General features: G+C 65.6%; 22 protein-coding genes. 4 read left to right on the plus strand and 18 right to left on the minus strand.

Annotation, left to right across the window (positions count from 1 at the left end):
• The 4 genes from GNZ21_RS10535 to GNZ21_RS10550 all read right to left on the minus strand — a co-directional run.
• A partial coding sequence (locus GNZ21_RS10535; RefSeq protein WP_331250824.1) for a translation initiation factor IF-2 N-terminal domain-containing protein occupies positions 1 to 479 on the minus strand: 479 nt, incomplete at its 3' end.
• Between the two features lie 129 nt (positions 480 to 608).
• Positions 609 to 902 (minus strand): YlxR family protein, encoded by a 294-nt coding sequence (locus tag GNZ21_RS10540; protein ID WP_157324111.1) that lies wholly within the window; start codon positions 900 to 902, stop codon positions 609 to 611.
• Positions 903 to 920: 18 nt separating this feature from the next.
• Positions 921 to 1,898 carry a transcription termination factor NusA gene (gene nusA / locus GNZ21_RS10545; RefSeq protein ID WP_188503475.1) on the minus strand — a complete coding sequence of 326 codons (978 nt, stop codon included), beginning with the start codon at positions 1,896 to 1,898 and terminating at the stop codon, positions 921 to 923.
• Positions 1,899 to 1,920: 22 nt separating this feature from the next.
• Positions 1,921 to 2,568 (minus strand): ribosome maturation factor RimP, encoded by a 648-nt coding sequence (locus GNZ21_RS10550; RefSeq protein WP_157324115.1) that lies wholly within the window; start codon positions 2,566 to 2,568, stop codon positions 1,921 to 1,923.
• Between the two features lie 89 nt (positions 2,569 to 2,657).
• Here GNZ21_RS10550 and GNZ21_RS10555 point away from each other — a divergent pair, with 89 nt between their 5' ends.
• A complete protein-coding gene (locus GNZ21_RS10555; RefSeq protein WP_157324117.1) occupies positions 2,658 to 4,514 on the plus strand; it encodes a proline--tRNA ligase in 1,857 nt (618 codons plus the stop codon).
• 5 nt (positions 4,515 to 4,519) lie between these two features.
• Here GNZ21_RS10555 and GNZ21_RS10560 read toward each other — a convergent pair whose 3' ends face one another.
• The 6 genes from GNZ21_RS10560 to GNZ21_RS10585 all read right to left on the minus strand — a co-directional run bounded on the left by GNZ21_RS10560 (position 4,520) and on the right by GNZ21_RS10585 (position 9,722).
• Complete coding sequence (locus GNZ21_RS10560; protein WP_157324119.1) at positions 4,520 to 5,392, minus strand: hypothetical protein; 873 nt, start codon at positions 5,390 to 5,392, stop codon at positions 4,520 to 4,522.
• Between the two features lie 74 nt (positions 5,393 to 5,466).
• Positions 5,467 to 6,069, minus strand: a complete 603-nt coding sequence (locus GNZ21_RS10565) for an OmpA family protein (RefSeq protein WP_157324120.1) — start codon at positions 6,067 to 6,069, stop codon at positions 5,467 to 5,469.
• The gene (locus tag GNZ21_RS10570) at positions 6,062 to 6,856 is read right to left on the minus strand and encodes a hypothetical protein (RefSeq protein WP_157324122.1); all 795 of its coding nucleotides are present in this window, start codon (positions 6,854 to 6,856) and stop codon (positions 6,062 to 6,064) included. Before GNZ21_RS10570 ends, GNZ21_RS10565 begins: the two co-directional genes overlap by 8 nt.
• Positions 6,857 to 7,118: 262 nt before the next feature.
• Positions 7,119 to 8,030: a GNAT family N-acetyltransferase gene (locus GNZ21_RS10575; protein WP_188503476.1), complete on the minus strand. Its 912-nt coding sequence runs from the start codon at positions 8,028 to 8,030 to the stop codon at positions 7,119 to 7,121.
• Positions 8,005 to 9,189 carry a flavodoxin-dependent (E)-4-hydroxy-3-methylbut-2-enyl-diphosphate synthase gene (ispG, locus tag GNZ21_RS10580; RefSeq protein WP_157324124.1) on the minus strand — a complete coding sequence of 395 codons (1,185 nt, stop codon included), beginning with the start codon at positions 9,187 to 9,189 and terminating at the stop codon, positions 8,005 to 8,007. Before ispG ends, GNZ21_RS10575 begins: the two co-directional genes overlap by 26 nt.
• Positions 9,190 to 9,251: 62 nt before the next feature.
• Positions 9,252 to 9,722, minus strand: a complete 471-nt coding sequence (locus GNZ21_RS10585; protein WP_157324125.1) for a GNAT family N-acetyltransferase — start codon at positions 9,720 to 9,722, stop codon at positions 9,252 to 9,254.
• A gap of 138 nt (positions 9,723 to 9,860) precedes the next feature.
• Here GNZ21_RS10585 and dxr point away from each other — a divergent pair, with 138 nt between their 5' ends.
• Both dxr and GNZ21_RS10595 read left to right on the plus strand, forming a co-directional pair.
• Positions 9,861 to 11,075: a 1-deoxy-D-xylulose-5-phosphate reductoisomerase gene (gene dxr / locus GNZ21_RS10590; protein WP_157324127.1), complete on the plus strand. Its 1,215-nt coding sequence runs from the start codon at positions 9,861 to 9,863 to the stop codon at positions 11,073 to 11,075.
• Positions 11,072 to 12,580 carry a M50 family metallopeptidase gene (locus GNZ21_RS10595; RefSeq protein WP_157324129.1) on the plus strand — a complete coding sequence of 503 codons (1,509 nt, stop codon included), beginning with the start codon at positions 11,072 to 11,074 and terminating at the stop codon, positions 12,578 to 12,580. The genes dxr and GNZ21_RS10595 overlap by 4 nt, the downstream gene beginning before the upstream one ends.
• 32 nt (positions 12,581 to 12,612) lie before the next feature.
• Here GNZ21_RS10595 and GNZ21_RS10600 read toward each other — a convergent pair whose 3' ends face one another.
• Positions 12,613 to 13,191 (minus strand): DUF1648 domain-containing protein, encoded by a 579-nt coding sequence (locus GNZ21_RS10600; protein WP_157324131.1) that lies wholly within the window; start codon positions 13,189 to 13,191, stop codon positions 12,613 to 12,615.
• A gap of 11 nt (positions 13,192 to 13,202) precedes the next feature.
• Positions 13,203 to 13,832 (minus strand): winged helix-turn-helix domain-containing protein, encoded by a 630-nt coding sequence (locus tag GNZ21_RS10605; protein WP_157324133.1) that lies wholly within the window; start codon positions 13,830 to 13,832, stop codon positions 13,203 to 13,205.
• Between the two features lie 98 nt (positions 13,833 to 13,930).
• Between GNZ21_RS10605 and GNZ21_RS10610 the strand changes: the two genes are divergently transcribed.
• Positions 13,931 to 15,280: an MFS transporter gene (locus GNZ21_RS10610; RefSeq protein WP_157324135.1), complete on the plus strand. Its 1,350-nt coding sequence runs from the start codon at positions 13,931 to 13,933 to the stop codon at positions 15,278 to 15,280.
• Here GNZ21_RS10610 and GNZ21_RS16200 read toward each other — a convergent pair.
• The 6 genes from GNZ21_RS16200 to pyrH all read right to left on the minus strand — a co-directional run bounded on the left by GNZ21_RS16200 (position 15,223) and on the right by pyrH (position 19,148).
• Positions 15,223 to 15,642 carry a hypothetical protein gene (locus GNZ21_RS16200; RefSeq protein WP_308805448.1) on the minus strand — a complete coding sequence of 140 codons (420 nt, stop codon included), beginning with the start codon at positions 15,640 to 15,642 and terminating at the stop codon, positions 15,223 to 15,225. The two genes, GNZ21_RS10610 and GNZ21_RS16200, sit on opposite strands and share 58 nt — an antisense overlap.
• On the minus strand, positions 15,557 to 16,306 hold the full coding sequence (locus tag GNZ21_RS10615; protein ID WP_308805450.1) for a Gfo/Idh/MocA family protein: 750 nt from the start codon (positions 16,304 to 16,306) through the stop codon (positions 15,557 to 15,559). The genes GNZ21_RS16200 and GNZ21_RS10615 overlap by 86 nt, the downstream gene beginning before the upstream one ends.
• Positions 16,303 to 16,863, minus strand: coding sequence for a DivIVA domain-containing protein (locus tag GNZ21_RS10620; RefSeq protein WP_157324137.1), 561 nt, complete (start codon positions 16,861 to 16,863; stop codon positions 16,303 to 16,305). Before GNZ21_RS10620 ends, GNZ21_RS10615 begins: the two co-directional genes overlap by 4 nt.
• A 5-nt stretch (positions 16,864 to 16,868) precedes the next feature.
• Positions 16,869 to 17,747, minus strand: coding sequence for a phosphatidate cytidylyltransferase (locus GNZ21_RS10625; RefSeq protein ID WP_157324139.1), 879 nt, complete (start codon positions 17,745 to 17,747; stop codon positions 16,869 to 16,871).
• A 5-nt stretch (positions 17,748 to 17,752) separates the two neighbouring features.
• The gene (gene frr / locus GNZ21_RS10630) at positions 17,753 to 18,310 is read right to left on the minus strand and encodes a ribosome recycling factor (protein WP_188503478.1); all 558 of its coding nucleotides are present in this window, start codon (positions 18,308 to 18,310) and stop codon (positions 17,753 to 17,755) included.
• 106 nt (positions 18,311 to 18,416) lie between these two features.
• Positions 18,417 to 19,148 carry a UMP kinase gene (gene pyrH / locus GNZ21_RS10635; RefSeq protein ID WP_157324141.1) on the minus strand — a complete coding sequence of 244 codons (732 nt, stop codon included), beginning with the start codon at positions 19,146 to 19,148 and terminating at the stop codon, positions 18,417 to 18,419.
• Positions 19,149 to 19,166: the final 18 nt, after the last annotated feature.

The following is a 19,166-nucleotide window of genomic DNA, read 5'->3' on the forward strand; positions in this document are numbered from 1 at the left end:
GGAGCCTCCCGGTCCGAGGCCAGACCGAAGGGATTGTTGCCGCCGCTGCGGGGCTTGGGGGCACCAGGCTTCGGGCCAGGAGCGGGGGGCTTAGGTGCACCGGGCTTGGGCGCCGGGGCATCCGATTTGGACTCGGGCGCTTCCTGCGACTTGGCCGGGGGCTTCGGCGCTGCCTGAGACTCAGCCGCCGGGGGCTGCTCAGCCGGAGCGGCGGGCTTCTCCTTGGCCGGCTGCTCAGCAGCTGGCTTGGGAGCGGCCGGCTTCTTGGGTGCAGGCTTGGGGGCCGGCTTCTTCTCAGCCGGAGCCGGAGCAGGCTTCTCCGCCTGGGGGAAGGCTGCCCGGAGCTTCTTGGCCACCGGGGGCTCTACCGTTGAAGAGGGGGATTTGACGAATTCGCCCAGCTCCTGGAGCTTAGCGAGTGCTTCTTTGGATGAGACGCCGATCTCTTTGGCGATCTCGTGTACGCGGGCCTTGGCCACTGTTCTCCTTCTCTGGCCCGCGCAATGCCCCGCCGACCAAGCGGGGCTCGGTATCAGCGGATCATCAGGAGCAGGCCGTTTAGCGTGCTTGATTCCGTGACGGTATGAATGGGGCTCATCACTGGGCGCTCATCCGTCGGTACTCATCGGGTGTTCATCTCTTTCCAACCCGCTTCCGATAGTGGTGGTCATCTGGTCAAAATCCAGCTGTGCCGTCTGGACCGGCCGGCGGAAAGCCCGGTTGAAGGCTCTGCGCTTGAGCGCGGTCTCAAAGCACTCGCGATTCCGGTGGAGCCAGGCGCCGCGGCCAGGCATCCGCCGCCGAGCATCCAGAACAACCTGGTCACCCACAAGTGCGAATCTGACGACACTGTCCTGCTCAGTGCGCTGCCGGCAGCCGACACACGTCCTGAATGGGACCATTCGAGTCTACCAGGGCGGTCAAGCCGCAGCCGGGGCGGCGTCAGAGACGATGTCGATCCGCCAGCCGGTGAGCTTGGCGGCCAGGCGGGCGTTCTGCCCCTCTTTACCGATGGCCAGCGACAGCTGATACTCCGGCACCACAGCCCGGGCCGACCGGGTGGCCTCATCCAGGATGGTGACTGAACTCACTTTGGCCGGGGAGAGGGCGTTGGCGATGAACTGGGCGGGGTCCTCGGCATAGTCGATGATGTCGATCTTCTCGTCATTGAGCTCGGTCATCACCGCCCGGACCCGCGAGCCCATCGCCCCGATGCAGGCACCCTTGGCGTTGATCCCGGACTGGGTGGGGCGCACGGCGATCTTGGTGCGGTGCCCAGCCTCACGGGCGATCGAGGTGATCTCCACGGTGCCGTCGGCGATCTCGGGCACCTCATGGGCGAAGAGCTTCTTCACCAGGCCCGGGTGCGATCGGGAGAGGGTGATCTGCGGACCCTTGAACCCCCGGTGCACGTCCACTACAAAGGCGCGCAGCCGGGAACCATGCGTATAGGACTCCCCGGGGGCGTGTTCCTGGGCCGGCAGGTCAGCCTCGGTGCCGCCGATGTCCACCTTGACCGTATGCGGGCTGCGGTCCTGCTGGACGATCCCGGAGACCAGCTCGCCCTGCTTGGACTTGAACTCCCCGAGCACACTCTCATCCTCGGCGTCGCGGATCCGCTGCATGATGACCTGGCGTGCCGTGGCGGCAGCTACCCGGCCGAAGTTCTTGGGCGTGTCGTCGAACTCGCCGACCACAGTTCCGTCCTCTTCAAGCTCCTTGGCCCAGATGGTGACATGCCCGGTCTGGGGGTCCACCTCGGCGCGGGCCTGCTGCAGGGCGCCGGGAGTCTTGTGGTAGGCAAGGACCAGCGCCTGCTCAATGGCAGGCATCAGCCGCTCGAGAGGAATGTCACGCTCTTGGACGAGCATGCGCAGGGCGCTCATATCGATATCCACTTGTGCCTCCGGTCGACCACGTTCAATCAGTGTGTGAAAACTCTACCTGGACGCGGGCCCGGGCGATGGATTCAAAGGGTATATGTTTCTCCGGGCCCGTTTTGGGCTTCATGCCCTTTTTGGGCGCGGGGATGATTTCCTGAACGACGACGCCGCCCTGCTGCACCTGTTTCAGCCGGGCAGTGAGTGCCCCAGCCCCCTTGGCATCCTGCTCCGGTGCATCGGCGCGCAGGTCGATCTCCAGCAGCCTGCCGGTATTGCGCCGGAAGTGTCTGGGTTCGGTCAGCGGCCGGGTGGCACCCGGGGTGGAGACCTCCAGCTCATAGGTGCTCAGGGCTGCCAGCGGCTCCGCTGCAGCGGCCTCAGCCCCTGCTCCTTCCGCTGCGCCATCTGCCGCAGCGCTGTCCTCGGCGCTGTCCTTCTCGGCGCTGTCCAGCACCAGCGAGACTGCCTCGGAGAGCGCGGCAAGGGTGTCCAGGTCCACACTGTCTGTGCCCTCGGGGTAGTCAACCACCAGCTGCAGCACAGTGCGCTCCCCCTGGCCGGTGAGTGTCAGCTCCTCCAGGTAGAGCCCGTGGGCGTTGACCGTGGGTTCGAGCAGGCCGGCCAGCCGCTCCGCCCGGGGGCCTTTGAACCGGTTGGTCTGAGTTGCGCGCGGTGGGACTGCCATAGCTGCCATTGTGCCAAACTCCTGTCACCTGCAGGGAACCCCGCTTGGAGCACAGCACTGAGCGGCCCGGCCCGACTAGACTGACGGCCATGACCACACGCCTGTCCCATCTTTTCCTGCGCACTCTGCGCGATAACCCCGTCGGTGCCGAGGTGGCCAGCCACCAGCTGCTGGTCCGTGCTGGATATATCCGCCAGGCCGGTGCCGGCATCTACTCCTGGCTGCCGCTCGGACTGGCCGTGCTGCGCCGGATCGAGGCGATCGTGCGCGAGGAGATGCATGCCATCGGTGCCCAGGAGGTGCACTTCCCGGCACTGCTGCCCAAGGAGCCCTATGAGGCCACCGGCCGCTGGGCCGAGTACGGCGACGGAATCTTCCGGGTGCCTGACCGCAAGGCTGAGGCGATCACCTACACCGATGAGGAGGGCGAGACCCAGCAGGTGCGGCTGCCCAATCATCTCTTGGCACCCACCCATGAGGAGGTGTTCACCCAGCTGGTCAAGGACATCGCTGGCAGCTATAAGGACCTGCCGCTGAACCTCTATCAGATCCAGACCAAGTACCGGGATGAGGCCCGTCCCCGCGCCGGGCTGCTGCGCGGGCGTGAGTTCATCATGAAGGACGCCTACTCCTTCTGCCTCACCGAGGAGGACCAGCAGGCCGCCTATGACGCCTACCGCGCCGCCTACCTGCGGATCTTCGAGCGCCTCGGCCTGCCCGTGGTGCCGGTGAGCGCGCAGTCAGGAGCCATGGGGGGCTCGGCCTCTGAGGAGTTCCTGCACCCCAATCCGGTGGGCGAGGACACCTTCGTGGAGTCACCGGGGGGCTACCGGGCCAATGTGGAGGCAGTCACCACTGCGGCCCCAGAGCCCATTGACTACGACGACGCCCCACCCGCCCAGGTCCACCACACCCCGGGTACGGACACCATCGCCACCCTGGTGGAGGCCGCCAATGCCGACCATCCCCGCGCGGACCGCCCGTGGACCGCAGCGGACACCCTGAAGAACGTGGTGGTGGCCGTGATCACTCCCGAGGGAGACCGCCAGCTGGCCGTGATCGGTGTTCCTGGGGACCGCGAGGTGGACCTCAAGCGGGCCGAGGCCACCCTCGGGGCAGAGCTGGGGATCGAGGGCGAAGTGCAGCTGGAGGCAGCCACAGAGGCTGATCTGAAGGCCAATCCGGGCCTGGTCCGCGGCTATATCGGCCCCGGTCTCTCCCTGGATGCTCCGGTGCTGGGCCGGCAGGGCGCCACCGGGATTCCCTATCTGGTGGACCCCCGGATCGTGGCCGGCACCCGGTGGATCACCGGGGCCAATGCTGCCGATCAGCATGTGTTCGGACTGGTCGCCGGCCGTGACTTCGGCTGGGACGGCACTATCGAGTCAGTCGTGGTGCGCGACGGCGACCCAGCCCCTGACGGCTCCGGGCCGCTGACCACCCGGCGCGGTATCGAGATGGGGCACATCTTCATGCTCGGCACCAAATACGCCGAGGCCCTGGGACTGCAGCTGCTCGGCGCCGACGGCAAGCTGAGCACTGTGACCATGGGCTCCTACGGGTTCGGGGTGACCCGGGCCATGGCCGCTCTGGTGGAGGACAACCATGATGACAAAGGCATCATCTGGCCGGCCGCAGTAGCACCGGCTGATGTGCACCTGGTGGCCACCGGCAAAGGCGCAGAGATCTTCGAGGCCGCCGAGAAGCTCTCCGCGGAGCTGGAGTCGGCCGGGCTGAGCGTGATCTACGATGACCGGCCCAAAGTCTCCCCCGGGGTGAAGTTCGGCGATGCCGAGCTGCTGGGAGTGCCTACCATTGTGGTGGTGGGCCGTGGACTAGCCGAGGGTCTGGTGGAGGTCAAGGACCGGCGCAGCGGGGAGGCTGTGAACGTGGCACTGGATGGGGCCGTGGCGCATCTGGTCCAGCGAGCACAATCACTGGCATAGGGCGCTCACTCGTCTGAGGTCTCATCCTGCGAGCCACCATCGGGGTCTTCGGCTGAGTCCTCCGCCGCGGAGTCTTCCTCCTCGTCCTCTTCGTCCTCCTGGTCCTCCTCGGGCTCCGGCTCGGGCGCGGTGATCTCCTCACCCACCAGCTCGGAGAGAACTGCGGCGCTCTGGGCCTCCAAGGTGACCAGGGCGGCGTCGACTGCTGTCTCCTCATCCTCGGGCTGGGTGCTGAGCACGATCACTGCACCATGGCGCAGCAGCACTGCGAGCTGGCGCTGGTGGGTATCATCAGTGGTCATCACCCGGCGCACGGCCAGGGCATCCTCGGCGCCGCTGAGCAGCTCGAGCTCGGTGAGCTCGGTCCGGGCCTCTGCGGTGCTCTCACCCAGATCGCGGATCACGGTGTGCTCAGCGCAGCGACTGACTCCGGTGCGCTCGGAGGAGAGGTATTCCTCGGCGGCGGCGGTCTCGGCAAAGCTGTAGATGACAGTCTGGGTGTCCCCGTCCTCGGCGAGCGCGCCCAGTGCCCCGGTGGGCACCGGCAGCGCAGATGCGGTGACATAGGGCTTGCAGTCGGTAGGGTCCACCTGCAGGCGCTGCAGTTCCCGGTTGAGATCGCGCAGATGCGGCCACCAGTCATCAGTGTCGCTGATATGTGCTGCTCCGGTGCGTTCCTCAAGCGCCTGGCGCATCTGCTCATGATCCAGCTGCTCTCCCGCAGGCTCCGGGGCTGAGGCCTGAGCCTCATCCACGGAGCTGTCCAGGGAGCCGCCGCCGAGCGGGCCCTCATCCTGCTGCGGGTCAGCCTCACAGCTGCTGAGCATCAGCAGCGCGAGGGCCAGGCAGAGGACAGCGGTGCGGCGGTCAATTTTCATCGCTTCTCAGTATCCCCGCGGAGCAGGTCCCCGGCAGGATGCACGCGCCGGGGACCAGAACCTCTTCGGATCAATCAGTCGTTAGCGCGGATCTCCACCCGGCGATTGGCCGCGAAAGTGGCGGGATCGTCGTCGTCCTCCGCCACCGCAGGCTCGGAGTCGCCGAAGCCCTCCACGGTGAGCTGAAGGTCGGGGCGCTTCTCTGCCAGCGCCTCCGCCACGGCCTGAGCCCGGTTCTCCGAAAGCTCCAGGTTGTCGAACTCGTAGAGCTCCTCATTGACCGGCCGGGAATCGGTGTGACCGTGGACGGTCACCGAGGCCCCCTCCGGAATGTCCGAGACCAGTTCTGCAATATGATCCCCAGCGCTGGGCGGCAGCTCCCACTCATTGGAGTTGAAGAGAATATCGGTCTCCAGGATGATCAGGTCCTGCTCCTCCGGGTCGCTGGCGCCGAGGCGGTCCACGAACTCCGCTCCGTCATAGCGGCGAATGAACTCTGCGCCGTCATGTCGGGCCACGAAGCTGCCCAGCTCACTGAGACCGTCCGGGGCCTCCGGGGGTGCAGTGTTCTGCTCCTCCTCGGCGGCCGCAGTGCCGGCCGTTCCCAGCAGCAGTCCGGCGCAGAGCAGCACCGCGGTGAGCCCCGGGGTCAGGCTGCGCCCTGATGGCTCACTCATCGTCATCCTCCCCCGCTGCATCCCCGTAGTCTGCTGGGCCGTAGCTGCCCCAGTCGATCTCCACCTCTCGGAAGTCCTGGACCCCGTCCATCACCGCGATGTCCACTGTGTCAATGTCATCCTCAGGCACCGGGTAATAGGCCCAGAAGGCCACTGTTTCACCGGAACGCGGGCGGATGTTGAGTTCTGAGGCCCAGGCCTCCCTGTTGCCGGGCACCCAGCCCGAGAGCTGGTCCCCGGCCTCATTGGGCACATAGTAGGCCTTGAGGTTCGCCCGGTCATTGACCACCGGCAACAGATGGGAGTCGATGTTCCGGGCCGTGTGCAGTTCGTCATGGAAACGTGCCGGGCCTTCCGAGTCGTCATAGTCCGGCACAAAGGTCATGGTCAGCAGCATCCCCTGGTCGGTGACCTCTAGGGAGTGCAGGCCCATGGAGATCTCCCCCTCCATCCCGGATTGGGTGGAGATCGGATAGGTGATGGTATCTGCTGCATCCTCATGGTCGAGTGTGGAATCAGCACCAGATTCAGGCGTTTCGGCCTCGCCCTCCTCGGGCTCGCCTTCCTCCTCGGCCTCACTCTGCTCTTCGGTGAGCTCCTGATCTTCCTCCTGCTCGGGATCCTCCTCCTCAGCCTCCTCGGTCTCACCGGCAGGCTCCACCTGCGAGGAGGTCTCGGCCTCATCCTGGAACTCTGCGGGGTTTTCATCCTCAGGGCCGCAGCCGGCCAGTGTCAGGGCGGCGACGGTGAGCAGTCCCGGGACGGTGTAGCGGTTTTCGGGTTTCATCGGTCTTCTCCTTTGTGCTTGGTGGTTCACATCGGTCAGCTGGGTGCTGACATCAGTGAGTCGAAGAGAGCCTCAAAAAAGTTGCAGAGTTTGCATCAAATGTTCGCCTGAGATGATTCTCAGTCCTCATCCTCAGCCCGAACAGCGGCACCAGTGCTGCGGCACGCCGAATCTGCTGCTGGTCAATCAGCCCGAAGATGGGCATGTTCAGGCATCCCCTGTTGTCAGCGCATACTCCAGCTCCCCATACATGCTTAGGAGTCTAAAACAGGACCGTGGAGAAGCTGCCGGCGCGGCTGAAGCCTACACGTTCGTAGGCCCGCAGCGCCGGCGTGTTGTAGGCGTTGACGTAGAGGCTGACCTTCGGTGCCAGTTTCAGCCCGTGGCGCACCACTGCCGCCATCCCAGGGGCGGCCAGGCCACGGCCCCGCCACTGCGGGTGCACCCAGACACCTTGGACCTGCACCGCCTGGGAGGTGACGGCCCCGAACTCGGCCTTGAACATGATCTTCCGGGTCTCCGGGTCCACCGCGATCAGCGAATGCCCGTCCTGGATGAGCCCCCGGACCCGGTCACGGTACTGGCTGGTGCCCTGGGTATAGGGCGAAAAGCCGAGCTCCTCGGTGAACATCGCCGCGCAGGCCCGCTCCACAGCCGCGAACTCCTCGATCCGGGACTTCCGCACCCCGGGAAGCGGTTCCAGCTGTGGCTCCTCGGTCATTACCATCAGCGGCTGCTCAGCTCGGATTTCACGGTGGTTGCCCCATCCGGTGGTGCCGAAGAGCTCCAGCACCGGTTCGGAGCGGCCGTAGATGGAGGAGACGCGGCGGCGCAGGGCGGCGAGCACCCTCCCGAAGGCCTCGGCCTGCTGGGCACCGGCGCAGACCGGGATGATATTGGCGCCCAGCCAGCAGGCGGCAGCCAGCTCAGGTTGATCGTTGGCTTCGGCGTTCTCCTGGTCTATGCCCAGAACCAGTGCACCGGTGCGCCCCCTGCCGGGGGCGGCTGTACCTCGACTCGACACTGCCGCGGCCACAGAGACGGTGCCCACCGGGTCGGCGGCCAGCAGCGTGTTGAGTGCGGCGGTGTCGGCGTCCTCCAGAACCCGGACCTGTCCCCCGCTGGCGCGGGCGACCCTGACCTGAAGGTTAGCTGACGGAGACCACAGGGGCACCAGAGGGGGCTTCCTCTCCCTCAGAGTCCAGACCCATCTCCTCGGCGAGGCGGTTGGCCTCCTCGATGAGGGTCTCCACGATCTGGTCCTCAGGCACGGTCTTGATGACCTCACCCTTGACGAAGATCTGGCCCTTGCCATTGCCGGAGGCCACGCCCAGATCGGCGTCGCGGGCCTCGCCGGGACCGTTGACCACACAGCCCATTACGGCCACGCGCAGCGGAACCTCCATGCCTTCGAGCCCAGCAGTGACCTCATCGGCCAGGGTGTAGACATCCACCTGGGCGCGTCCGCAGGAGGGGCAGGAGACGATCTCCAGCTTGCGGGGCCGCAGGTTCAGCGACTCCAGGATCTGGTTGCCCACCTTGACCTCTTCCGCAGGCGGGGCGGATAGCGAGACTCGGATAGTGTCACCGATGCCCTTGGCAAGCAGTGCACCGAAGGCGGTGGCTGACTTGATGGTGCCCTGGAAGGCCGGTCCGGCCTCGGTCACGCCTAGGTGTAGGGGCCAGTCTCCGCGTTCGGCGAGCATCTCGTAGGCCTGGACCATAATCACCGGATCGTGGTGCTTCACGCTGATCTTGAAGTCGTGGAAATCGTGCTCCTCGAACAGGCTTGCCTCCCAGACCGCTGACTCCACCAGCGCCTCGGGGGTGGCCTTGCCGTATTTGTCCATCAGCCGCTTGTCCAGGGAGCCGGCGTTGACCCCGATCCGCAGCGAGACCCCATGGTCTTTGGCCATCTTGGAGATCTCGCCCACCTGGTCGTCGAACTTGCGGATGTTGCCGGGGTTGACCCGCACCGCACCGCAGCCGGCCTCGATGGCGGCGTAGACATACTTGGGCTGGAAGTGGATATCCGCGATCACCGGGATCTGGGACTTCTTGGCGATGATCGGCAGCGCCGCGGCATCCTTGTCCGTGGGGCAGGCCACCCGGACAATATCGCAGCCGGAGGCGGTCAGCTCTGCGATCTGCTGCAGGGTGGCGTTGATGTCGTGGGTCTTAGTGGTGGTCATTGACTGCACCGAGATCTGGTGGTCGCTGCCTACGCCCACGTCTCCCACCATGAAATTCCGGGTCTTCCGCCGGGGTGCCAGGACAGGAGGTTCTTCCTTCACCGTGGGGATGCCCAAGTTAATTGTGCTCACGTGTTCCATCGTACCGAGTACCGCGCTGCCTGATCACCTCAGCGGCCTCCGGCCGCGCTGTGGGCGGGGCCTCAGCGCAGTTCCAGGAGTTTCTCGGTGACCACCTCTGCGCGGGCATTGGAGAAAACCTGCTCCTCACCGATCTCGGTGAACCCGCGGGACTCCAGGATCTTCAGCGAGCCCACGTTGTCCACCACCACCCGGGCCCGCAACGGCCGCTTCTGGAATTCCTCGAGGAAGAGGTCGAAGGCCGTGGTGGTGACTCCCTTGTCCCAGAACCGCTTATCAGTCCAGAACATGACCTCATGGGTGTCCCCGTCCCGGAAGACTGCGATGGACCCTGCCGCCTGACCGTCCACATCGATGGTGCGCACCAGGGACTTCTCATCGTTGAGCAGTTCCCCCCAGTGGTGGTCGAAGATGCTGCGGTCCTTGGGGTTGGTAGGGGCGAAGCCCGCCATATGCGCGGCATCGGCATCCTGCTGGAAGCGGAAGAACTCGTCCAGGTCAGCGGACTCAACATCGCGCAGGGTGATCTCCATGGAAAGCTCCTTCACAGCGGCTTGGGGCCGAAACGTCTAAGACTTGATTGCATCCAGCCTACCTGCTCCCCGTGTCCGGGCTCACGGCCAGGAACAGCGGAGTTTGGCGGCGGTGGTTCAGCCGGGATAATGGGGCGCATGTCCCAACCCCGTCGCATCGCGATCCTGGGCTCCACCGGCTCTGTCGGCACCCAGGCGCTGGAGATCATTGCCGAGCATCCGGAGCGATTTGCGGCGGTGAGTCTCTCGGCCGGCACGAATACCCGGCTGCTGGCCGCCCAGGTCAAGGCCACCGGGGCGTCCCTGGCGGGGATCGCGGCCGACGGCGGCACGTCTGAGAATCCGGCGAATCCGCCGCTGGCCGATGCCCTGGCCCAGGCAGGGGTCACCCATGAGGTAGAGGTGCTCACCGGCCAGGAGGCCGCAGTGAGCATTGCCGGCGATGAGCGCGCCGATATGGTGCTCAACGCAATGACCGGCTCGATCGGCCTGCGGCCGACTCTGGCGGTGGTGAAGCGCGGGGCGCTGCTGGCACTGGCGAATAAGGAGTCGCTGATCGTGGGCGGCAGTCTGCTCGGCGATGCGGTTCGCTCCGGGAGGATTCTGCCGGTGGACTCCGAGCATTCGGCCCTCTGGCAGGCGCTGACCGCCGGATCGGCCGCCGAGGTGGCCAAGCTGATCCTCACTGCCTCGGGCGGGCCGTTCCGGGGGTGGAGCGCGCAGCAGCTGGCTGATGTGACACCAGCTCAGGCTTTGGCGCATCCGACCTGGAATATGGGCCGGGTGGTCACCACCAACTCGGCCACGATGGTCAATAAGGCTCTAGAGGTCATCGAGGCGCATCTGTTGTTCGAGGTGCCGCTGGAGCACATTGATGTGGTGGTCCACCCGCAGTCGGTGGTCCATTCGATGGTGCAGTACGTGGACGGTTCGATCATGGCTCAGGCCTCTCCGCCGGATATGCGCCTACCGATCGCCCTGGCTTTGGGACATCCCCATCGAGTGCCGTCAGCTGCGGCGGCCTGTGACTTCTCTGCAGCGGCGCAGTGGCAGTTCGAGCCACTGGATGAGCAAGCCTTCCCAGCGGTGCAGCTGGCCAAGCAGGCAGCCGGTGCCTCGGGTACCCATATGGCGGTCTATAACGCCGCGAATGAGCAGGCGGTGGAGGCCTTTCATACCGAGCAGCTGAGCTTCGGGCGGATCGTACCCACAGTGGAGGCGGTGCTGGCTCAGCACAGTGCTCCCACCGGTGATGTGACCCTGGAGGATGTGCTGGGCGCCGAGGCCTGGGCCCGCAGGATGGCCGATGACCTCATCGGCACCGCTGTGGCAGCCCCGGGAGCTGCCCGATGACCGCCCTGCTCATGCTGGCTGGGATCCTCATCATGGTGATCGGCATCATCGCCTCGATCGCCCTGCATGAGATCGGCCACCTGCTGCCAGCCAAACTCTTCAAAGTCCGGGTCACCCAGTACATGGTGGGCTTCGGCCCCACCCTCTGGTCCAAGACCAAAGGCGAGACCGAGTACGGGGTCAAAGCTGTGCCCCTGGGCGGCTATGTGGCGATGATCGGCATGTACCCCCCGCCCGAGGCGATTGAGAGCAAAGCGAGCCGGGGGCTCGCGGACGACGACGCCCCGGCTGAATCTGCGGAGCCAGCAGAGCCTCGGGACACCTACCTCCAGCAGGTGGGCGCCCAATATGCGGCTCCGCCGATCGAGCGGTCCTCCGCCGCCGAGCGGGTGCCGGAGGAGAAGCAGACGGTGATCTCGCACTCCACCGGCATCTTCCAACAGATGTCCCAGGAGGCTCGGGAGGTTGCGGCTGAGGAGCTCAAGCCCGGGGATGAGACCCGGATGTTCTACCGGCTGGCCACCTGGAAGAAAGTCATCATCATGCTCGGCGGCCCGGCGATGAATGGGCTGATCGCGCTGCTGCTGACCGCCGGGACCATCTCCACCCACGGGATGAACACCACAACCACCCAGGTGGCCGATGTCTTTGAGTGCATCACCACCGTGGAGGCCGAGGATGCCGGGGAGTCCCTGGCTGAGCGTGAGTGTACCGCTGATGATCCGCCGGGGCCCGCCTATGAAGCGGGTCTGCAGCCCGGGGATCAGATTCTCGCTTTCGGCGGCACAGAGGTTCAGGAGTGGGATGAGCTGACCCCACTGATCCGCGATGCGGCCGGCCAGCAGAGTCAGCTGGTCTATCTGCGCGATGGCGAGCAGCACGCCACCCAGGTCACTCCGATCCTCACCGAACGCCCCGTGGAGGGCGCCATGGGCCGGGCAGAACGTGACGCAGATGGCGCCCTGGTCACCGAACCTGCCGGGTTCATCGGTGTTGTCAGCCAGACCGAGGTGCAGCGGCAACCACCTTGGGAGGCCGGTCCCATGGTGTATGAACAGACCCGGGCGGTGGGCGGCGTCGTACTTACCCTGCCGGCGCGGATGTATGACGTGGCGGTCTCCACCTTCACCTCAGCCGAGCGCGATCCGGACGGGCCGATGTCTGTGGTGGGTGTGGGCCGGGTGGCCGGGGAGATCTCGGCCCAGGACCAGATCCCCTGGGAGTCCAGGTTCGCCACTCTGATTTCCCTGGTGGCCGCGGTGAACGTTGCGCTGATGGTGTTCAACCTGATCCCGCTGCTGCCCCTTGACGGTGGTCATGTGGCCGGGGCGCTCTATGAGTCGCTGCGGCGGCTGTGGGCCAGGCTGCGCGGCAAGCCTGACCCGGGCCCCTTCGACATCTCCAAGCTGCTGCCGCTGACCTATGTGGTGGCGGTGCTGATGATCGGTATGGGCGCGCTGCTGATCCTGGCCGATATCGTCAACCCGATCAGATTCTTCGAATGACCGGGGAAGATCTCCAGCATTTCCGCGCAGGCTCAGCGGGCGCGGAAGGTGCGGATGATGTGGATCACCGTCAGGGCCAGCAGCACGGCCACGGACATCGGCACCAGCCAGAACAAGCCCCAGCCCAGCCAGCTGGCAGCTGAACCGAAGGTGGCGGCCGCCATCAGCGCTGCGATCTGGACCGTGAGCTGCTGCCCGATGCGGTAGACCCGCTGGGCGTTGGCCGGCTCAATCCTGTAGGGGTAGTTGAACCAGTGCGGTTTGAAGGAGATCCAGGCCGTGCCCAGCACCAACACGGCCAGACCAGCAGTCACCCACAGCGATGTCCAGGGTGAGCCGTAACGGTTGACCTCGCCGCTGATGCTCAAGTGCACCGGGATCTGCTCCGGCATCTCAGGCACTCGCAGGGCGACCAATGCTGTCATCACCAGCACCGTCACCGCGCTGAGCAGCACCAGGCCCCGGTGCAGCGGATCCATGGTGAAGTCCGGCTTGGGCCGGGGATCACCATGGGCCAGACGGTAGAACCGGTCCGATTTGCTCACCGGCGCTTGCTGTTCCTGCTCTGGGCTGTGCTCGCTCATCGTACCCCCGCTCGTCTGCTCTCTCATCCGATTAGTGCCTACTGCTCTTCCGGGTGTTCATCCTCGTCCAGGGCCAGGGGGAAGGCGTCAAAGTGGATGCGCGCTCGGCGCCTGCCCGCGGTCTCCCCTGCGTTCCGCCGAGCTTTGGCGGCATCAGTATGCTTGTCGAGCACATCCCAGACCTCCTCCCTCAGGGCCAGCATCTCCTGGGCAGTGAGCGTGGCGACCACAGTGCTGTTTGCGGAGGCCTCCACCCATTCAGGGGCCTCCTGGGCAATCCGGCGTGTGAACTGCAGCATCTTCTCAGTGCGTGTATGCGCCTGCTGTTCGGCCAGGGTCTGCATCAGCGGAGTCTGCCGGGCAAGTGTCTGCACCTCTGCGGCGGGGATGTTCAACCCGCCGGAGCGCCACCATCGCTCGCGCGCGGTTCCCTTGCCCTCCACCTCCTTGACGAAGCCGTATCTGGCCAACTGCCGCAGGTGGTATGAGGTCTGCCCGGTGGACTCGCCCAGATGCTTGGCCAGGGTGGTCGAGGTGGCTTCTTCATGGTCGCTCAGATACTCCAGGATCCGCATCCGCAAGGGGTGGGCGAATGCCTTCAGCGACTGGACGTTGGTGATCTGGGCTTCTGCCGCAAAACGGTCCGGGGTGGCTTGTTCCTCAGACATGTTGCAAAACTTCCTTTGCAGTCATATAGTTGCAGGTATCCACTTGCATAGAAAACTTTGCAAGTGTTTCTTGGCACTAGTCTACGGAGAAGAGCACCATGTCGCACGCCAACGCGCAGGCCACCGGAAACCACGACCCCCTCGGCTCACCCACCGACCCCCTGGTGGCACCGCCCGCCACACCTGCTCCACAGACTGAGAAGCTGGGCCGGGACTTTCACATCCACCTGGGCACCGTGGCGGCCAACGCCATTGCCGGGGGCATTCTGGTAGCCGGGGTCCCCCTGGTGGCCGCCACGCTCACGGACTCCCCGCAGGAGATCTCGATCATCTCCGCCGCCCTCCAGCTCCCCGCGCTGATCGGCATTCTGGCCGGACTGGTGGTGGACCGCACCGACCGGCGGCGGCTGCGCCTGATCATGATGGGCGCCCGCGCTGGGCTGGTCTTCGGTGCCGCGGCGGTGGCGCTGACCGGCAATCTCAGCGTCTGGGCACTGGCCGCACTGATGTTCCTCTACGCATTGGGCGGTGTGTTCATCGGAGCTGCCAACACTGCAATGGTGCCTCAAGTGGCACCGCGGTCCCAGCTGGCCGCAGCGAACAGCCGGATTCAGGGCGCAATGTTCGTCTTCGAGGACATTATCGGAGCACCCATCGCCGCAGTGCTGGTGCTGGCTGGGTCCTTCTGGCTGCTCGGGGTGCCCGGACTGATCGGCGTATTGGGCATGATCGTACTCTGGGCCGGAATGCGCGGCCGCAGCTTCCGCGCACCGCAGTCGGAGCCTCAGCAGCATACCGAGGGAGCCTCGGGAGGGGTGGCGAAAGCTCTCCGCGATATCCGTGAGGGCCTGGTCTTCATCCTCACCCACCGTGTGCTGCGCCCGGTGTTCACCATGTCCATGGTGGCCAACTTCGCCTCCGCCGCCTATTTCGCGGTCTTCGTGCTCTGGATGACCGGACCGCAGTCCCCGGTCGGGGTACCGGCGGAGCTGTTCCCGCTGTACTTCACCGTGATGGCGGTCGGGGCTGTGGCTGCGACCCTGACCGTAAGCCTGCTGCTGAAAGTGGTCGCGGAGTTCCCGCTGATGATGGCGGGATTCTGGTGCATGCCCTTTCTGCTGGTCATTCAGGTCATCAGGCCCTCCCCCTGGGTGATGGCGGTGGTGATGCTGCTGCTGGGCTACTCGCTGACCGTGGGCAATGTGATCGCTATGACGATGGCTCAGAAGCTGGTCCCCGGCCGGATGCTGGGCCGCTTCGGCGGCACCGCGCAGACCGCCTCCTCCGGACTGGCACCCCTCGGCGCCCTGCTGGGCGGGTTCGTGGCCGAGCAGTTCGGCTTCAGCGTGCTCCACATCAGCGTAGCCGCCATCCTCGCAGTAGCTTTTGTCTACCCGATGCTCGTTGTCCGCCAGCGAGACGTGGCGGAGCTGGAGGTCACAGAATGACGCCGTCTGCTACAGTCACTGCCCCCACCGGGGTAGCTGACACCGATCTGGCGGCGGACCTCATCGAGAGTGCCCATGATCTCCACCGAATCGTCCAGGGTGATCAGCTCGCCGTCGAAGTTCCCGGCTGCCACATACTGTTCCGCGGCGATCGCCTGGAACTGCATACCGTGCCCGGCAGCATCTGGTGTGTAGCGCTCCACCACTGCCCCGGCGGCGTCGTACTGGGTGAACCCGGCGGAGGTGAACCAGAGCCGGTGGATGTCGATCCGGCCCCTAGAGCCCAGAATATGTGCGGTATTGGACCCGGCCGCCCGAGAGGAGCTCAGGCAGGTGGAGATCGCCCCGGATGCGTGGGTCATCACCACCCCGACCTCCGTGTCGGCACCGGTATCGCCGAGTCGCCCGGAGGCCTGCACACTGGTTGGGGGCACCGAGGACGTCCCAGGCGAAGGAGACCGGGTAGACGCCAAGGTCCAGCAGAGCACCGCCGCCGAGCTCAAGTGCGTTGATCCGGTGCGTGGGATCAGAGCCGAAGGACTGGGCGTGGTCTGCGAAGAGCGCCCGGACCTCGCCGATGGCCCCGGAGGCTATGAGCTGCCGGATCCGGACCATATGCGGCAGATAGCGGGTCCACATGGCCTCGGTGACCAGCAGGTTCTTGGCACGGGCGGCCTCACGGACCTGCTCCGCCTGGGTCCGGTTGAGCATGAAGGGCTTCTCCACCAGCACATGCTTTCCGGCCGCAATGGCCAGCATGGTCGGCTCGTAGTGCATCGGATGCGGTGTGGCCACATAGACGATGTCCACTGCATCGTTCTCCACCAGCTCCTGGTAGGAGCCGTGGGCCTGTGCAATGCCGAACTCAGCGGCGAACTGCTGGGCCGATTGCTGTGAACGGGAGCCCACAGCAACCACCTGGAGGCCGGCGGAGAGGGCATCTCCAGTGAACTTGCGGGCTATTCCGCCGGTGGCGAGGAGGCCCCAGCGCAGCGCAGGGTGCTCAGTCAGGTCTGCTCCGTTCAGCCTACCGAGGCCATGATCTCGGTCATCCGGTCCAGGAAGGCATCCACCTGGGCCTCATCATAGGCTTCATTGCCGCGGCTGACCCCGAAGGTCACAGTGCGGATCTCGTCCACGCTCATCGGATTCTCACCGTTGAGATACTGCTCCAGCTGCTGAGTGAGCTGGTCGACTAGATCCTTGCGGTAGCCGATGCCCACCTCGGCTGTGGGTTCGCGGAACCGCTGCCCCTGGGGCCGCGCCATCCGGGCACGCAGCGGCTCGGAGCGCTGATAGAGCTCCTCGTACCAGGCGTCCTCACCGTACTGTGCGATGTAGCGGTCACGCTCGGCGCCGGCGAAGGCGTCCTCAAGGCGGTCCAGTGCTGAGTCCACCTCGGCGGGATCGTAGCCGCCGGGACCCATGGTGAAGCTGACCTCACGGATCTCCGAGAGCGGCATACCGCGCCCGGAGTCGTAGGCTTCGCGGGCGCGCGCCATGAACTGGTCGACCTCGGCGCGGTCATAGCCCTGCTCGTTATCGTCCAGCAGGGTAAACAGCGGTGCGGAAGTGGTTGCCATGGGTATTAGCCTAACGGCAGGGAGGCGGTGTCCCCGGTCAACGCCACGATCACGAAGTACGCGGTGGGCATCGCGAAGACTAAGGAGTCCAGCCGGTCCATCACTCCGCCATGGCCGGGCAGCGCCTGGGACATGTCCTTGAGGCCGAGTTCCCGTTTGACCATCGATTCGCTGAAATCCCCGGCGGTGGCCGCCACCACCACAGCGGCCGCGAGCAGGGCACCGATGAACAGCGGCTCATCGAAGATCAGCCAAGAGGCGAGAACGCCTACTGCCCCCGCACCTGTCAGGGAGCCGGCAAAACCCTCCCAGGACTTCTTGGGCGAGACCTTGGGCGCCATCGGGTGCCGGCCGAAGAAGACCCCGGCGATGTAGCCGAAAAGATCGTTGGCGACCACTAACAGCACCACCACGGCCAGCCGCCACTGACCCTGCTCCACCTGGAGCAGCAGCAGCGCGAAGGAGATCAGGTACGGCACCCAGCAGGCCACGAACAGGGAAGCCACGATACTGCGGCCCGGATCCGGGACCCGCCAGACCACTGCGCCCACCAGGACCGCCACCCCGGTGATCATCAGCCCCAGGGTCAGTGCCTCCACCCCGCCCCAGTAGGCAGCCACCGGCATGGCGGCAGCACCCAGGTAGAGGGGGATCTTTGGTATCCGAAGCCTCGGAGCACTCTCAAAGTCATGGGCTTCCAGGGCCCGGGCCACTTCCCAGACACCCAGGCAGAGCACCACGATCCAGACCGCGATGAGCAAGGGCGGAACGAAGAAGATCCCAAAGACCGCCGGTACCAGCAGCAGCAGGCCGGTGGTGATTGCCGCCGGCAGATTGCGACCGGCCGAGACCTTGCGTTTGGGTGGGGAGGCCGCCTCAGGCATCAAGCTCAGACCTCGAGGAGCTCAGCTTCCTTGCGTTTGGCCATCTCGTCGATGCGCTCGGTGTACTGCTTGGTGAGCCCGTCGAGCTCCTTGAGGGCGCGGTCGCCATCGTCCTCACCGATCTCGCCGTCCTTGACGGCTTTGTCGATGGCCTCCTTGGCCTTGCGGCGCACGTTGCGCACCGAGACCTTGTGGTCCTCAGCCTTGGACTTGACCAGCTTCACGTACTCTCTGCGGCGCTCCTCGGTCAGGTCCGGCATGGTGATGCGGATCTGCTTGCCATCATTGGAGGGATTGGCGCCGATCTCGGAGTCGGAGAGCGCCTTCTCGATATCCCGCATAGCTCCCGTGTCATAGGGAGTGATGAGGATAGTGCGAGCATCCGGGGTGGTGAAGGAGGCCAGCTGCTGCAGCGGGGTCGGTGCGCCGTAGTAGTCCACCAGCACCTTGGAGTACAGGGCGGGGTTGGCGCGGCCGGTGCGCACAGTGCCGAAGTCCTCCGAGGTGGCTTCCACAGAGCGCTGCATCATTTCCTCGGCTTCGAGCAGGGTCTCATCAGTCACGGGTGTCTCCTTGATCAGTTTGGCGTTGCCCCACAGTCTATCTGGCGGGACCACAACGACGGCGCGGGCACGGCCTCAGTGGGTGGGCGTCGTCGTTCTGGGTGCCTTATGGGGTGACCAGGGTGCCGATGGTCTCGCCGAGCAGGGCCTGCGTAACGTTGCCGGCGGCTTCCATGCCGAAGACCCGCATGTTCAGCCCGTTGTCGTTGCACATGGTCATGGCGGTCTGGTCCATCACCCGGATATCGCGGTGGAGGGCCTCGGTATAGGTCAGATGGTCCAGTTTCTGGGCGGTGCTGTCCTTGCGCGGATCGGCAGTGTAGACACCGTCCACTCCGGACTTGCCCATGAGCACCATCTCGGCGCCGACCTCCAGGGCCCGCTGGGCGCAGACGGTGTCGGTGGAGAAGTAGGGCATGCCGGCACCGGCGCCGAATATCACTACCCGGCCCTTCTCCATGTGCCGGATGGCGCGAAGCGGGATATAGGGCTCGGCGACCTGGGCCATGCCGATGGCCGTCTGGACTCGGGTGGGCTGTCCGGCCTGCTCCAGGAAGTCTTGAAGGGCCAGGGCGTTCATCACCGTGCCCAGCATGCCGATGTAGTCGGCGCGGGCACGGTCCATCCCTGCCGCAGAGAGTTCGGCCCCGCGGAAGAAGTTGCCGCCGCCGACCACCACTGCCACTTCTACCTGGTCACGGACGGCGGCAATCTGTTCGGCGATCCCGCGCACAGTGGCGGGATCCACGCCCACCGCCCCTCCGCCGAAAACCTCTCCGGAGAGTTTGAGCAGTACGCGGCGGCGGATTGAGGATCCGGGGGCGATGGTTTCAGTCATGGGGCTCCTTCATCAGAC

Source organism: Nesterenkonia alkaliphila (genome assembly GCF_009758175.1).
In the GTDB taxonomy this organism is placed as follows: domain Bacteria; phylum Actinomycetota; class Actinomycetes; order Actinomycetales; family Micrococcaceae; genus Nesterenkonia; species Nesterenkonia alkaliphila.

Coding starts and splice junctions, on each gene's coding strand:
- GNZ21_RS10565 (WP_157324120.1), bottom strand. CDS start 6,069: ATGAGTGAGCCATCAGGGCGCAGCCTGACCCCGGGGCTCACCGCGGTG.
- ispG (WP_157324124.1), bottom strand. CDS start 9,189: ATGGAACACGTGAGCACAATTAACTTGGGCATCCCCACGGTGAAGGAA.
- GNZ21_RS10555 (WP_157324117.1), top strand. CDS start 2,658: ATGACCACACGCCTGTCCCATCTTTTCCTGCGCACTCTGCGCGATAAC.
- GNZ21_RS16200 (WP_308805448.1), bottom strand. CDS start 15,642: ATGACCCACGCATCCGGGGCGATCTCCACCTGCCTGAGCTCCTCTCGG.
- pyrH (WP_157324141.1), bottom strand. CDS start 19,148: ATGACTGAAACCATCGCCCCCGGATCCTCAATCCGCCGCCGCGTACTG.
- GNZ21_RS10550 (WP_157324115.1), bottom strand. CDS start 2,568: ATGGCAGTCCCACCGCGCGCAACTCAGACCAACCGGTTCAAAGGCCCC.
- GNZ21_RS10605 (WP_157324133.1), bottom strand. CDS start 13,832: ATGTCTGAGGAACAAGCCACCCCGGACCGTTTTGCGGCAGAAGCCCAG.
- GNZ21_RS10620 (WP_157324137.1), bottom strand. CDS start 16,863: ATGGCAACCACTTCCGCACCGCTGTTTACCCTGCTGGACGATAACGAG.
- dxr (WP_157324127.1), top strand. CDS start 9,861: ATGTCCCAACCCCGTCGCATCGCGATCCTGGGCTCCACCGGCTCTGTC.
- GNZ21_RS10625 (WP_157324139.1), bottom strand. CDS start 17,747: ATGCCTGAGGCGGCCTCCCCACCCAAACGCAAGGTCTCGGCCGGTCGC.
- GNZ21_RS10570 (WP_157324122.1), bottom strand. CDS start 6,856: ATGAAACCCGAAAACCGCTACACCGTCCCGGGACTGCTCACCGTCGCC.
- GNZ21_RS10610 (WP_157324135.1), top strand. CDS start 13,931: ATGTCGCACGCCAACGCGCAGGCCACCGGAAACCACGACCCCCTCGGC.
- GNZ21_RS10560 (WP_157324119.1), bottom strand. CDS start 5,392: ATGAAAATTGACCGCCGCACCGCTGTCCTCTGCCTGGCCCTCGCGCTG.
- GNZ21_RS10600 (WP_157324131.1), bottom strand. CDS start 13,191: ATGAGAGAGCAGACGAGCGGGGGTACGATGAGCGAGCACAGCCCAGAG.
- GNZ21_RS10540 (WP_157324111.1), bottom strand. CDS start 902: ATGGTCCCATTCAGGACGTGTGTCGGCTGCCGGCAGCGCACTGAGCAG.
- GNZ21_RS10595 (WP_157324129.1), top strand. CDS start 11,072: ATGACCGCCCTGCTCATGCTGGCTGGGATCCTCATCATGGTGATCGGC.
- GNZ21_RS10585 (WP_157324125.1), bottom strand. CDS start 9,722: ATGGAGATCACCCTGCGCGATGTTGAGTCCGCTGACCTGGACGAGTTC.